Below are 14,302 nucleotides of genomic sequence, written 5' to 3'. Positions count from 1 at the left end.
TTAGATTTCAAAGCATACGAATCTCGCTTTCAAAATGAGCATATTGTCATCAGCTGGTTTTATTTGTTTATTTTTTGTTGATTAAAGGGTTTATATGTGATTTTATTGTTTCTGCCGAGTGCGACGTGTTTTCGACGTACTTTTGTTTGAAACCGCTTATTAAATAAGCGGATTATAATAAAGACATAATATGTCCAGGGAGATAGACAATGCATAAGAATAACTTATTAGCCAAATCTGTGCGTTTTGCATTGATTGGTGGTGTGGCAGCAACCGCGCTAAACGTGCCATTAGTAATGGCTGCTGATGAAGCTGGTGCTGATAAAAAAGTAGAACGTATTGAAGTTACTGGTTCACGTATCAAGCGTACTGATATGGAAGCGGCAAGTCCTGTTCTTGTGATGAATAGAGATGAGCTTGAAGCTACTGGTATGATCAGTATTGGTGATATCCTGCAAACGATCCCAGCTGCTGGTTCAGCATTAAACACTGCTTTTAACAATGGTGGTGATGGTTCTACTAACATGGACCTGCGTAACCTTGGCGCACAACGTCTATTGGTATTAGTTAATGGTAAGCGCTGGATATCTTCTTTAGGTTCAACCGTAGACTTAAACACCATTCCTACATCAGCAATTGAACGTATCGAAGTGCTTAAAGATGGTGCTTCAGCCGTTTACGGTTCTGATGCTATTGCTGGTGTAGTTAACATTATTACTCGCAAAAACTTTGAAGGTGTTGAAGTTTCTGTCTATGGTGGACAAAACGCTAAATATGACGATGGTCGCCAATATACTGCTGACTTTACTGCGGGTTCAGTTTCTGAAAAAGGCGGGCTATTGTTCAATATGAGTCATGTGACTCAGCAACCGATTTGGGCTGGAGACCGTGATATTTCGGATACTGGTTACAGTTCTACTGCCGATAATACGCGTCTGCAAATCAAAGGTTCGCAACTAAATCAAGCAAACCAAGATGCATTAGCCGCACTTGCAACACCAAATCCTGAGACTGGTATTTACAATCTTATGGTGAAGGAAGGGACAGGCACTAACGTTGGACCGGACCAATTCCGTCCTCGTACTGGTGCTGATGTGTATAACTATGCACCTGATAACTATTTGTCTACACCACAGAACCGTAATTCTTTCTATGTGCAAGGTTTTTATGATATTTCGGACAATTTAAGAGTTGTTTCTGACTTTATGATGACCAACCGTAAGTCATCTCAAGAATTAGCACCTATGCCATTGACATTAGGTGCCTCATGGGGAGAGGCTGCGAGTCGTGTGGATATTGGTGCCAATAACATCTATAACCCATTCGGTGAAACACTCTACGGAAGTAGTGCTCGCGCTGTTGCTAATGGTAAACCTTTGGGGTACGTACCTTATTCTTTACAACGTCGTATGATTGAGGCGGGTTCTCGCCAATATAATCAAAACGATACCACGTACCGTGCGATGCTTGGTTTAGAAGGTAATATTGATGATAACTGGACATGGAGTGCAAGCTACATCTACGGTCAAAATAACCAAGATGTATTAACCACTGGTCTACTTAATTTAACTCGTATTAATCAAGCATTAGGCGATAACTGTAATGCAAGCAATGGCTGCGTAGCACTAAACCTGTTTGGTGGGCCAGGCACTGTAACCCAGGATATGGTTGATTATATTACTTTCGACAGTGTTAGCCGTTCAGGTTTAGCGATGAAAGATTATACCTTTAACATCTCTGGTGATCTATTTGATTTACCCGCTGGTGCTGTTGGTTTAGCTTTAGGTCTTGAGCGCCGTGAAGAATCTGGTTTTGATACGCCAGATCCATTAACTGTCACTGGTGAGTCTTCAGGTAACCAACGTGATGCAACTTCAGGTGGTTTCCGTTTAGATGAAGCTTATGTTGAGTTAGCGATTCCTGTATTAGAAAGTTTATTAATTACCCCAGCTGTACGGGTTTCTGACCACGATGCTTATGGTAACAACACTACTGGTAAAGTGGGGGCAGAATTCCGTCCAATGGATGATCTGTTGCTCCGTGGTACTTGGGCTCAAGGCTACCGTGCTCCTTCTATCTCTGATTTGTATGCGGGTAATGCTGATTCATATCCAACTTGGACAGATCCTTGTAATACAAGAGATGACAAAGGTAATGTGATTAATATTTCTACATTGCCCGGATGTGCTGGTGTGCCTGATGGCTATCGACAAGCCAATACTCAAATTCGTATTTCGCAAGTTTCATCGCCCGATCTTAAACCAGAAACTTCTGAGTCGTTTACCTATGGTGCGGTTTATAACCCATCTTGGTTAGAGGGTGCAGAAGTTACTTTAGACTACTATAAGATAAAAGTTGAAGATGCAATTGGCCGTTATGGTCATGTTGATATTGCTAGAGAGTGCGCAAGGGGCACTAAACCTGAATCTTGTAACTATATCGATCGTGATAGCTTAGGCAATATCGTTGACTTACGTAATTTCCTACAGAATTCTGGTGAATACAATGTAGAAGGTATTGACTTCTTTACAGCGTATCGTTTCCCTGAAACCTCGTTTGGCTCATTTAAAGCATCTTTAGATGTAGCATATGTAATGAAAAACGAATTTGATGGAACTGACCGCGTCGGTGTTCAGACTGGTGATGGTGGGTTCCCTGAGTTCAAGTCAAACTTAATGGTTGATTGGGCAATGGGTGATTGGGATGCACATTGGAAAGTACGTTTTGTAGGTCCATTAAATAACGATTATTACACTGGTTTAACCGATTCTCCAGAAGATAAGAAATATTATCAACAGTTAAAGGATGCTGGTTATAGAGAAACAATAGAAGCCTATATGGTTCATAACGTCTCTGTCGGTTATAACATTGATGCTTACAATACTAAGGTGTCTCTAGGTATTAACAACTTGTTTGCTAAGAAGCCACAAGCTGAAGGCCCAACTAATAACCAAGCCATTTCTACAAACAACTTCTCTGTTACAGAGTATGATGTGAATATGGATCGCTTTATTTATTTACGTGCGACTACCAAGTTCTAATCATAAATCAACTTAGTTGTATCAGAGCCGAACACTGCAAAGTGTTCGGCTTTTTTATTACGAAAGATCCTTTGCTGTTGCTAGTTGAATATGTACAGCTTTTTACGTTATCTATGATTCTCAGTCTGACTATCAATGTGTTGAAATTTAGCTTGAATAGGTTGGGCGGCTTTTGACACATCTTATTGCATTAACAGATGTTAATGACGAATTCACGGCTCTCTTATTAACCCAATTTTTGTGTTTGCTCAAAAAAACATCTTCCGTAAAAAAATTCATAACTAAGACTTCTTTACACTCGTTTTTACATGTTCTGAATGTTGACACAGGTCAACATTTTGTGAAATGATGCCAGCGGGTCTATGCCTGTAAGGGCATAGGAAAGGGAAGAAAAAACTAAGAATCACAAGAGAAAGATGAGCTTACGGTAAGCATTTCCTAAAGTAAGTCTTGCTTAAAGTGATGTTGCTGGTAAGTTAACTTTTTTATTCACTTCAAATTGGTTGGGAACTATGTCCAAGGTAAGCAATAGAACAAAAATCGCTACTGCACTTGTTGGCGTGCTGGCATTAGCGAGCAGCAACTTAGTAGTTGCAGATCCTCTTACCGACGTGCAGAAAGCGGATAGTATGATCCATGCTGATGCTGCTGCGTCGCAAAAGAACGTTGATAAGTATTTCGATCAAGCACAAGACATGCTTTTTGAGTATGGTTCAGTTGCTGATGAGCGTGAGTCACTGAAGTCCTATAACGATTACGTTGCCAGCTTGGTTGCTGATCAACAAAAAACAATGGACGCAGTTCAAAATGACATTAATGGTGTAGATAAACTGCGTCAGGGCGTTGTGCCTTTAATGTTTAAAATGGTTGAGTCTTTAGAACAATTCGTTCAATTAGACTTGCCATTCAACTCTGAAGTCCGTGCTAACCGTGTTAAAGAGTTAAAAACACTTTTAAACACAGCAGAAGTGACTTTAGCTGAAAAATACCGTTTGATCCTGGATGCGTACAGCATCGAGCGTGAGTATGGTAGTGCTGTTGCAGTTAACCAAGGTAAATTGACCTTAGATGGTAAAGAAGTATTAGTAGACTTCTTTAACTTGGGTCGTGTTGCTCTGTATGCACAAAGCTTAGATCAAAAGACTGGCTGGATGTACAACCCAGAAACTAAGGGTTGGGATAAGTTAGATGACAGCTATCTGCGTGAACTGACTAAAGGTATCCGCATTGCCCGTAAACAAGGCGCTCTAGATCTATTCGCATTACCAATTCCTGCTGCGGAGACTGCACAATAATGAAGAAGTTAATTACTACAGCTGTATTAGCTGCAAGTTTTTCTTTAACTGCTGGTATGGCTAGCGCTGCTGATGCACCTAAGACCATCGACCAATTATTGCAGCAAGTTAAAGTTGATCGCGCTGCTGAAGGCAAAGTTAACAGCAAGCGTGAGCAAGAGTTCCAAGCTGAGCGTGGCGATAAAGCGGCTTTATTGAAGCGTGAAAAAGACGCTTTGGCGGCTGAAAAGCAACGCGGTAAAGATTTAAACCAAGCCTTCTTAGATAATGAGCGCAAAATCGCCCAGTTAGAAGAAGATCTGAAAACTGCTCAAGGTGACTTGGGTGAGATGTTCGGTGTGGTTAAAGGTGAAGCAGGCGATTTCGCTGGTAAATTAGCGAGTTCAAACGTCAGTGCTCAATATCCTAATCGTGACAAATTTGTTGCTGATTTAGGTGCACGTAAGCAGTTACCAAAAATTGAAGAGTTAGAGCAATTCTGGCAAGAACAGTTATTCGAAATGGTACAAGCTGGTAAGGTTGTTAAATTCGAAGGTTCTGTGACAGCGATTGATGGTAGTGTAAAAAATACCACTATCCACCGTATCGGTGCTTATAACCTAACGGCTGATGGCAAATATGTTGTTTACAATCCTGAATTGGGTCTGATTCAAGAGTTATCACAACAGCCAGAAGGTTACCAAGTCAGTGCTGTTGGTAAATGGGAACAAACCGCTTCTGGTTCTGCACCATTCTACATCGACCCTGCTCGTGGTGTTCTGTTAAACATCTTCACTAACAAAGCAAGTATGGAAGACCGTATTGAATCTGGTGGTACAATCGGCTATATCATTATGATTTTGTTAGCGTTAGGTCTGTTGATCTCTATCGAACGTTTGGTGACCATGACTATTATCGGCGCCCGTGTGAACAGCCAACGTAAGAATGTTGATAAACCAGGTAACAACGCTCTTGGCCGTATCCTGAAAGTGTATCAAGAAAACAAAGATGTTGATGTTGAAACGTTAGAGTTGAAACTTGATGAAGCGATTCTGAAAGAAACGCCTGCACTAGAATCTCGTATTTCAATCATTAAAGTACTGGCTGCTATCGCACCTATGATGGGTCTATTGGGTACAGTAACCGGTATGATTGCAACTTTCCAAAGTATCCAATTGTTTGGTACTGGCGATCCAAAACTGATGGCCGGCGGTATTTCAATGGCGCTGGTAACGACGGTTCAAGGTCTGGTTGCGGCTCTGCCTCTAATGTTAATGCATGCTATTGTCGTTGCACGTAGCAAAGCCATTGTACAAGTTTTAGAAGAGCAAAGTGCGGGTATCATCGCAGCACATGCTGAGAAGAGGGCTGACTAATGATGATTCACCTGATGGACATATGGGATTCCGTCAGGGGCTTCATGGCCTCCGGAGGCGACGTCCTCTGGTTAGTTGCGTTTGTGCTGTTCTTAATGTGGGTATTGATGCTTGAACGTTACTGGTATCTAAATTGGATATCACCAAAGCAACATAAAGCAATCATAGCTGCATGGGATGCTAGAGAGGAAACTACCTCTTGGTATGCACACCGTATCCGTGAAGCTTGGCTGTCCCAAGCGAAGCAAGATTTGAATGCACGTATGCTGATCATTAAAACCTTAGTAGCGATTTGTCCTATGATAGGTTTATTAGGTACTGTTACCGGTATGATTTCAGTGTTCGATGTGATGGCAGTTCAGGGGACGAGTAATGCTCGTTTAATGGCGGCTGGTATTTCAATGGCAACAATGCCCACTATGGCGGGAATGGTTGCCGCATTATCGGGAGTATTCTTCAGTACTCGCCTTGATGCCAAAATGAAAATCAGCTTAGAAAAGCTAAAAGACAGCATGCCGCACCACTAGAGAGAGATTGAACATGGCACGTAAAAAGCATTCCAGTATAGACGAGGAAGCGCAAATTGATATGACACCGATGCTCGACATCGTGTTCATCATGCTGATCTTCTTCATTGTAACAACGTCATTCGTGAAGCCATCTGGTTTGGATTATAACAAACCAAAAGCATCACAAGCGACTTCAAAGCCTTCGGCTAACATCTTCATTGGCGTCAGCAAAACTGGCGTTATCATGATGGAAAACCGTCAGGTTGATATCGAACGTGTAACAGCAAACGTTGAGCGTATGTTAGCTGAAGCGCCTGAAGCAGCAGTGCTTATTCAGGCTGATAAAGACGCAATGCACGGCTTAGTTGTTAAAGTTCTAGACCAAGTCAAAGCGGCTGGTATAGATAAGATTTCGGTATCTGCGGGGAACGATTAATATGCTAAGAGCACTAGTATCAATCATTATTGGTGCTGCTGTGACTTTTGGTCTGTTCGCTTTTATGGCGTTCTTGGTCGGTGGTGGGGCGCAACGCGCTGAAACATCGGCCGAGACCCCTGTAATTGAAATCACCATGGATAGACAGGATGCAAAAGCACAGAATAAGCCAAGGGTAGTGCCTAAACCGCCACCACCACCAGCACAGCCTGAGAAACCTCAAACTGCGCCACCAGATACTTCATCAAATATTGATACGTCTATGTCGTTCAATATGGGAGCTGTCGAAACTGGTGGTCATAGTGCAGGTGGTTTTAAACTGGGTAATATGATGACTCGTGACGGCGATGCAACACCAATCGTTCGTATCGAGCCACAATATCCAATCGCAGCCGCTCGTGATGGTAAAGAAGGTTGGGTGCAATTACGCTTTACAATTAATGAGTTAGGGGGTGTTGATGACGTTGAAGTTATTCAAGCAGAACCTAAACGTTTATTTGATAAAGAAGCAATACGAGCACTGAAAAAGTGGAAGTACAAACCAAAGATTGTTGATGGTAAGCCACTTAAACAACCTGGTATGACAGTACAACTTGACTTCACTTTAGACAAAGGAGGCAATTAATAATGCGTAATGCTAATAAAATCGCAGTTGCGTTATTACTTTCCCTTTGTGGTGGTGCGTTATCAGTTTCTTCTGCTATTGCAGCTGAAAAGTGTGAAGTTGATAAACGTCAATCTAAAGCGGTAGGTGAAAGTGCTGCGAAAAAGGTGCAGAAATCCTTTGAAGCTTATACGAATGGTCAAGTTGACGAAGCGATTGCCATTCTGTTAGAAGCAAACCCAAAGAATGATTTCGATAAAGCCTATGTCGCGCGTATGCTCGGTAACTTCTATGCCGAAAAAGGCAAGATGGATACTGCGATCAAGTACCTAAAACAAGCCGTTGAAGCTGATATTTTAGGTGGTACCGATCATGCTGCAACATTGCGCCTTTATGCTGATTTGTTGTTACAAGAGAAAAAGTTTAAGGAAGCGATTCCATACTATTACAAATGGATGGATTTCACCTGTAAGACTGATTCTCAGATGTACCGTCGCATTGGTATTGCATATACAGAACTTAAGCAGTGGGATAAAGTAATTGAAGTGGCTGATAAAGGCCTTTCACTTGCTGAGTCACCTGATAAAGGTCTGTATCAGATGAAGTTAACGTCTTACTTTAACCAGAAGCAATATAAGAAAGCCGTTGGTGTGTTAGAAGTCATGGTACCGTTATTTCCGGATGACGGCAGATTATGGGTTCAGCTCGCACAATTTTATCTAATGGTTGAAGACTATGATAAAGCGCTAGCGACTTATGACTTGGCATATCGTAATGGTTTCTTAGAAACTGGAGCTAACATTACTCGTTTAGCTCAGCTGATGGCTCAGAAGGGGGCGCCATACCAAGCAGCGAAAGTTTTTGAGAAGCATATGAAGTCGGGCTTAATCACACAAGATGCTAAATCTTATGAGATTTTGGCTGGTTTTTACCAAAATGCGAAAGAGTTTAAAGAAGCCGCTGACTTTTATGGTAAAGCTGCTGCAATCAGCAATGATGGTAAGCTTTATCTGAAGCAAGGTCGTTTACTGAGCTTGGGTGAGAAATATAATGAAGCGATTCCAGTGCTTGAAAAAGCAATCTCTTTAGGTATTGAACATCCCGGTGAAGCAAACTTCGAGCTGGCTTTAGCTCATCTTAGTTTGAAACAGTATAAGTCTGCTTATAATCGTGCTGTATTAGCTGCGAAAGATAAGAAGACAGAGAAGAGTGCAAACAGCTATATCTCTTACATCAAAGAGAAAGCTCGTATGCATAACGTCGAACTGTAATTCATCTAATTTGCTAGGTAGATCTAGAAAGCCCCGAAAGGGGCTTTTTGTTTATTGAAGCTTTACTAATGCCTGGGATTGCTGTTGTTTACGTTCAAGCTCTTGTGAAAGTTTGGAAACATTATTGAATATAGATTCAATTTTTTGTTCTTGAGTCGGTAAGCAAAGGCAAGCTGCGAGTTTGTAGTCAATTTTTAGCTTATGAGTTTTGCCAAACTCTTGATTAAATTCTTGAATATGATCTGCTATGCGATTAAGAACAACTTCGGTACCAGCTTCATCAATATTGAATAATCCTAAGGCAAAATGATTGTGGTCTAATCTAGCAATTAAATCTGTTGCTCTTAGCAGTGCTTCTTGTACTTGTTTAGTAAAAAATTCGAGTAAATGCGGTTGTTTAACGGTTTCATGAATGTGAGGGCACAGATACAATAGCGCCAAGCTTTGCTGTTCTCGTATATGCCTATGCCATTCTCGGTTAAAGACTTCCATGAAATAAGTTTGGTTGTAAACCCCTGTTTCTGGATCTCTAAAACCTGAGTTACGAAATGAGTAGATCATAGAATAATCCCGTAAGTAGACTTTTCAGTAAGTATAGGAAGAGTCTGGCTATCTCGGACGTAAAAGGAGAAATATAAAAAATGAAATTAAATGTAGTTGCCGGAACGATAGCCTTAGTGCTAACCCTACAGGGATGCTCAAAGCCTGAATCAACAGTTGTTACACAGGAAGGGGCAACGCAGGCCCCAGCGACTGAAGCAGAAACCCAAACGGCTGAGTCGCGTTATGTTGCACTCGTCGATGCCTATTTTAAAGACTACTTGAAGCTCGAGCCTATTTACGCCACTTTTGTGGGTGTTAACGACTACAATGCGCAGTTTGGTGGTGATTTAACTGAAGAGTATCTTAAGGCTCGACACGATCTAAATACCCGCTATCTAGCACAAGTTAAGGCTATTGATGTTGAGCAATTACCAGCGGATTTGCAATTAAGTTATTCGTTGTTTGTTTATGATCGTGAAATAGCGTTAGTCGATGAAACCTATCCGTCACGCTTTATGCCTATCAGCCAGTTTTACAGTACTGTTATAACTATGGTGCAGCTAGGAAGTGGTGAAAGTGCTCAGCCTTTTAATACCGTTCAAGATTACCGCAATTGGGAACAGCGTGTGAATGGTTTTATTCAGTGGATCCAGCTTGCTCAACAGCGTATGGATGAGGGGATTGCAAGTAAGGTTGTACTTCCTCGAGTGCTGGTAGAGCGTATTATTCCACAGTTAGATGCTATGCTGACGACCGATGCCAGCCAAAGTATTTTCTATTCACCGATTAATCACTTCCCAGAAGGGTTTTCGGATCAAGATAAAGCGGAGCTAACAGCAAGTTATCAAGCGATGATTAATGAGCGTTTAGTGCCTGCATTAACGGGACTGCGTGATTACTTCAAGCAGACTTACTTACCTAAGTCCCGTGCAACGGATGGTTGGTCTGGTCTACCAAATGGTAAAGCTTGGTATCAGCATTTAGCCAATTCTCATACCACCACAACCATGCCAGTGGATGAAATTCATCAAATTGGTCTTAATGAGGTCGCACGAATCCTTTCTGAGATGGACAAAGTCCGTGAGCAAGTGGGTTTTAAAGGTGACTTAAAAGCTTTTTTTGCCTCTTTATCGTCTGAGCCACAATACTTCTATGGCGATCGCCAAGGCTTAATCGATGGTTATATGGTGTTGAAAGATAAGATTAACCAAGTATTGCCACAGTATTTTAATGTAATGCCAAAGGCCGACTATGTGGTTAAACCGGTTGAAAGCTTTAGAGAGCAATCGGCTGCGGGCGCATCCTATGAATCACCAGCTGTAGATGGGAGCCGTCCAGGGGTGTTTTATATCAACACCTACAACTTGAAAGCTCAGCCGAAATGGGGCATGACGACACTGTCACTGCATGAAGCGGCACCTGGTCACCATTTCCAAATCGCCATTAAGCAAGAGTTAACGGGTGTACCTGAGTTTCAACGCTTCAGCGGTTATACTGCGTTTGAAGAGGGCTGGGCGCTGTATGCTGAATACTTAGGCATCGAAATGGGGCTCTTTAGCGACCCTTATCAGTACTTTGGTAAGCTTTCAGACGAAATGCTGCGTGCGATGCGTTTGGTGGTGGATACGGGATTACATGCCAAAGGCTGGAGTCGCGAACAAGCGATTCAATACATGAAGGACAATTCGCCCATGGCCGAGTCGGATATTATTGCCGAGGTTGAACGTTATATGGCAATTCCTGGCCAAGCATTGTCTTATAAAGTGGGTCAACTAAAAATTCTTGCCCTACGTGAGCGTGCTGAAAAAGCCCTAGGTGATAAGTTTGATCTTAAGGCTTTCCATGATCAGATTCTGACTTCTGGCTCACTACCTATGGCGGTGATGGAACAGAAAATTGATCGCTGGATAGCGGCGACTAAGGCTTAACACGGAGTCGATTATGTAGCGCCGTTATCGATAACAAAATTGATAACGATGCGGTTTAAAGCTTTTTAATTAAACATAATGTTTTTATACTCAACATTCACATCTCGTTTTCAGTCATAAAAACGGGAACCATATGATATTTGGGGCAAATGTCTCAGCATTATTCAGGGAGTTTTATCATGGTTCAGGCTACAGCAAGACATTTGTTAGTCAGCAGTGAAGAGCAGTGCCAAGCACTTAAACAACAGATCCTCGACGGTGCTGATTTTGCGCAAATCGCGCGCGCTCATTCTTCATGCCCATCGGGCGCTCAAGGTGGTGAATTAGGTTCATTCGGCCCAGGCATGATGGTGCGTGAGTTTGATGAAGTGGTATTTAGTGCGCCATTAAACGTGGTTCAAGGTCCAGTTAAAACCCAGTTTGGTTACCACTTACTCGAAGTCACCAGCCGCGGTTAATCGTCTTCTTGCCGAGACAATGGCAGCGTTTGGCTGCCATTTTTTTTAGTTCGTCCATTCATTGGGGAGCCGCTATGCTTGAACTCTATACCGACAGATTAAGACTTCGCAGTTTACAAGAGCAGGATTGGCCACACTTTTTGGCATTACACCAAGATCCTGACATCAATCGCTACGTGCGTATTCCTGAAGCTCCCGAAGTGATCTGGCAAAAGTTTGAGCAGCGCTCAGTCACCTGGGACTATACCTCTGGCAATTGGCTTACGCTGGTGATTGAAACCCTTGATACTTGCGAGTTTATCGGTTTAACCGGTCTTCATTGCCAAAGTGTGGAGGAACAACGTGCTGAGGTCGGTTATTTGCTGGCGCACGCGGGACAAGGCAAAGGCTATGCCACTGAGAGTTTGCAAGCTGTCATCGATTGGGCCTGTTTGAGCTTATCAATACATAAATTCGTCGGATACTGCGCCAAAGACAATATAGGTTCGGCACGAGTGATGGAAAAATGTGGTTTTCAACTCGAAGGCGTATTTAGGCAGCATTTTAAGATAGGCGATGAGTGGCTAGATGAATGCGCCTATGGCCTGCTCGCCGATGAAAGGCAAAGATAAGTTAAATTATCTGCATCGCAATGGACATGCTGCTATAATGCCGCAGGTTTATTTTTTGAGGCGTATTTAAGTGACGCAAATTAATCAGTTAGTTTTGCATCCCGGCGAAGATTTTATTGAATTGTACAAAGTATTAAAGGTACAAGGTATGTCGAATGCCGGTGGCGAAGCGAAGCATGTTATTGATGAAGGTTTGGTTACCGTCAATGGCGAAGTAGAAACCCGCAAACGTAAAAAAGTCGTTGCGGGTGATATTGTCAGTTTTAACGGTGAATCGGTTCAAATCATTGCGGCTGAATAAGCCTGATACTGTGGAGTAGGATATGCAATTTCCAGACGACGATAATGGCAAAATGCTGGCCGCAATGGCTGAAGCCGGAATTGACCTTACTAAAGCCCTCGATGTTGATTTCTTTTTAGTTTTTGATGATCAGCGTGATGCTGAAACTGCACTTGAAGAATTAGCCAATTCGGATCTCGAAGGTGAAGTTGAGCTGAATTTGAATGATGAGCTAGGCAAGTGGGAAATCATCGTATGCATCAACATGGTGCCAGACTACGATGACTTGGTTGAGCAAGAAACCATTCTCAATGATTTTGCGGCCGAGTTTGGCGGCATGACCGATGGTTGGGGTGTGATGCAACACCAAGACGGCGATGATGAGTTTATGGACGATGATCACGTTCATGATGAACATTGTCATCACTGATTTATGCCATATTATCAATGATAAAGGAGCCATAAGGCTCCTTTATTTTTGTCTCTAAATAATATTCCTGCGACTCGATTTAAATCCATCTCATACCCATTACGAAATGTAACTAGGCTTAAGCTGGTCTTACAGTTAACGCAATCAGATGCACTATTCTCAATTCTTGAAGAGCATCAGAGGAGGGGAAATATTATGCAGTTAACTATATTGGTGGCGGCGTTATTGAGCTTGATGATTTGTATTTATTACCTATCGCAAGGAAGATTACAGATTATAGCCATGCTTCAGGGAGCCAATATTGCTCAATTGAATAAGCAAGTGTTACTTAGTTTATTCTATTGCCAAATGGGCTTTTTCATCACAACGAGCCTCAGCTTATTTGCTTGCGCGCTAGGTGTCGTTCCTCGTATGTATGCCTACAGTTTATTACTATTTATCGGTTTAAATTACGGTATTTTTGCTATTTGGCATTGTCATATCGCCAAACTTGGTCAACCCGACAAGAGGTTTAGTTTATATATCATGGCATTGAGCCTGTTGTTGGTATCATTATTTACCTTGTTGGGAGCATTGCACTAATCCGTTTTATCAATATCGAGTTCGCACTGAGGGTTTGAGATTTAATATTGTCTTTTAGGCACCATAGTGCTCACTAAATTGCTGTCAATACATCTTAGTGTGTGATTTGTCCTGCGCTATTGTGTTCGCTGGCGAGCTCTAATCCATATTGGCGCACGAGCTCTGTGAGTTTGCCATTTTGCTGCAATTGCTGTAACCAAAGGTTGAGTTTATCTGGGTGTAGTTTCGAATGTGGATTGATTAACACGCCATGATAATAATGTTGATCCCATTGATTTGATACATAGAGTTGTTGATCTTGCGGATTTGAAGCGAGGTAAAAATTGAGGTAGGAAATTGTCACTGGGGCAATTTCTGCGCGCTTTCGAAGCACGGTTTCAATGGATGCTTTATTGCTGTTTACAAAAACGACCTTGTAGTTTTTTTCAAGCACTGCAGGATCGGTTTCGAAGTTGGCAAAGCGATAGTGGTAGCCTTTAACTAATGCTAGCGTTCGCTCTTTGAACAGAGCAAAAAACTGAGGATCTTTTACTTTTTCCTTCAAGGCGATAAAGACTTCGCCATCATGGATATGTAGGGGGATAAATGCTGTATTAAGTTTTTCCCACCCCCAGCGTGGATTTTCAAACATGATCATATCGAATCTTCCAGCTGCATAGGCTTTATATCTATGCTCTATGCTGGTGGAGACAAATTCAAAGCTGATTTCTTGCTGAATTTGGTTGAGGGCGTTGATGAGATCAAGCGTTAAGCCTGTATAACGGCCATCGCTCTGTAAATTGACATAGGGAGCAAATTGATAGCCCCCAACACGAATAACGGTTTTTGTCTGAGCGGGAGAAAGGGGACCTGCAGTTGCAACACTGAATAAATTCAACACTAGGCCTAATAGTAAATTCAGTAATACAGCTAGTCGCATAAGTTATCCTGTTTATCGTGAAGTCTTAAGCTTATCTTTA

The 14,302-nt window shown here is 42.1% G+C and carries 15 protein-coding genes; 13 read left to right on the top strand and 2 right to left on the bottom strand.

Annotated features, from left to right (window positions below):
- Positions 1-209: 209 nt before the first annotated feature.
- From CEQ32_RS07130 to CEQ32_RS07100, 7 genes are all read left to right on the top strand, one after another.
- Positions 210-3,041 carry a TonB-dependent receptor plug domain-containing protein gene (locus tag CEQ32_RS07130; RefSeq protein ID WP_088585757.1) on the top strand — a complete coding sequence of 944 codons (2,832 nt, stop codon included), beginning with the start codon at positions 210-212 and terminating at the stop codon, positions 3,039-3,041.
- A gap of 512 nt (positions 3,042-3,553) precedes the next feature.
- Entirely contained in the window at positions 3,554-4,336 is a 783-nt protein-coding gene (locus tag CEQ32_RS07125; RefSeq protein ID WP_037417266.1) for a DUF3450 domain-containing protein, read from the top strand.
- Positions 4,336-5,691: a MotA/TolQ/ExbB proton channel family protein gene (locus tag CEQ32_RS07120; protein WP_037417269.1), complete on the top strand. Its 1,356-nt coding sequence runs from the start codon at positions 4,336-4,338 to the stop codon at positions 5,689-5,691. Before CEQ32_RS07125 ends, CEQ32_RS07120 begins: the two co-directional genes overlap by 1 nt.
- On the top strand, positions 5,691-6,218 hold the full coding sequence (locus CEQ32_RS07115) for a MotA/TolQ/ExbB proton channel family protein (RefSeq protein ID WP_081990911.1): 528 nt from the start codon (positions 5,691-5,693) through the stop codon (positions 6,216-6,218). Before CEQ32_RS07120 ends, CEQ32_RS07115 begins: the two co-directional genes overlap by 1 nt.
- A 13-nt stretch (positions 6,219-6,231) precedes the next feature.
- Entirely contained in the window at positions 6,232-6,636 is a 405-nt protein-coding gene (locus tag CEQ32_RS07110) for an ExbD/TolR family protein (protein WP_006081158.1), read from the top strand.
- Position 6,637: 1 nt separating this feature from the next.
- Entirely contained in the window at positions 6,638-7,261 is a 624-nt protein-coding gene (locus tag CEQ32_RS07105) for an energy transducer TonB (protein WP_055646751.1), read from the top strand.
- 2 nt (positions 7,262-7,263) lie between these two features.
- On the top strand, positions 7,264-8,511 hold the full coding sequence (locus CEQ32_RS07100) for a tetratricopeptide repeat protein (RefSeq protein WP_037428127.1): 1,248 nt from the start codon (positions 7,264-7,266) through the stop codon (positions 8,509-8,511).
- A gap of 51 nt (positions 8,512-8,562) precedes the next feature.
- Here the strand turns inward: CEQ32_RS07100 and CEQ32_RS07095 are convergent, their stop codons facing one another.
- Positions 8,563-9,072 carry a diguanylate cyclase domain-containing protein gene (locus CEQ32_RS07095; RefSeq protein ID WP_037428125.1) on the bottom strand — a complete coding sequence of 170 codons (510 nt, stop codon included), beginning with the start codon at positions 9,070-9,072 and terminating at the stop codon, positions 8,563-8,565.
- Between the two features lie 80 nt (positions 9,073-9,152).
- Between CEQ32_RS07095 and CEQ32_RS07090 the strand changes: the two genes are divergently transcribed.
- The 6 genes from CEQ32_RS07090 to CEQ32_RS07065 all read left to right on the top strand — a co-directional run bounded on the left by CEQ32_RS07090 (position 9,153) and on the right by CEQ32_RS07065 (position 13,343).
- Positions 9,153-10,982 carry a DUF885 domain-containing protein gene (locus CEQ32_RS07090; protein ID WP_069454736.1) on the top strand — a complete coding sequence of 610 codons (1,830 nt, stop codon included), beginning with the start codon at positions 9,153-9,155 and terminating at the stop codon, positions 10,980-10,982.
- A 179-nt stretch (positions 10,983-11,161) separates the two neighbouring features.
- Complete coding sequence (locus CEQ32_RS07085) at positions 11,162-11,440, top strand: peptidylprolyl isomerase (RefSeq protein ID WP_011623210.1); 279 nt, start codon at positions 11,162-11,164, stop codon at positions 11,438-11,440.
- 74 nt (positions 11,441-11,514) lie between these two features.
- On the top strand, positions 11,515-12,051 hold the full coding sequence (locus CEQ32_RS07080; RefSeq protein WP_037417287.1) for a GNAT family N-acetyltransferase: 537 nt from the start codon (positions 11,515-11,517) through the stop codon (positions 12,049-12,051).
- 70 nt (positions 12,052-12,121) lie between these two features.
- Positions 12,122-12,352, top strand: a complete 231-nt coding sequence (locus CEQ32_RS07075) for an RNA-binding S4 domain-containing protein (protein WP_037417290.1) — start codon at positions 12,122-12,124, stop codon at positions 12,350-12,352.
- Between the two features lie 22 nt (positions 12,353-12,374).
- Entirely contained in the window at positions 12,375-12,761 is a 387-nt protein-coding gene (locus tag CEQ32_RS07070) for a ribonuclease E inhibitor RraB (protein WP_037417296.1), read from the top strand.
- 195 nt (positions 12,762-12,956) lie between these two features.
- Positions 12,957-13,343, top strand: coding sequence for a hypothetical protein (locus CEQ32_RS07065; RefSeq protein ID WP_037417299.1), 387 nt, complete (start codon positions 12,957-12,959; stop codon positions 13,341-13,343).
- A gap of 94 nt (positions 13,344-13,437) precedes the next feature.
- Here CEQ32_RS07065 and CEQ32_RS07060 read toward each other — a convergent pair whose 3' ends face one another.
- Positions 13,438-14,262 carry a transporter substrate-binding domain-containing protein gene (locus CEQ32_RS07060; protein WP_037417302.1) on the bottom strand — a complete coding sequence of 275 codons (825 nt, stop codon included), beginning with the start codon at positions 14,260-14,262 and terminating at the stop codon, positions 13,438-13,440.
- Positions 14,263-14,302: the final 40 nt, after the last annotated feature.

It is taken from the genome of Shewanella sp. FDAARGOS_354 (assembly GCF_002209245.2).
Taxonomy (GTDB): Bacteria; Pseudomonadota; Gammaproteobacteria; order Enterobacterales; family Shewanellaceae; genus Shewanella; species Shewanella xiamenensis.
The sequence above is the reverse complement of the archived record's forward strand: the minus strand, read 5'-3'. Positions and strand labels throughout refer to the sequence as shown.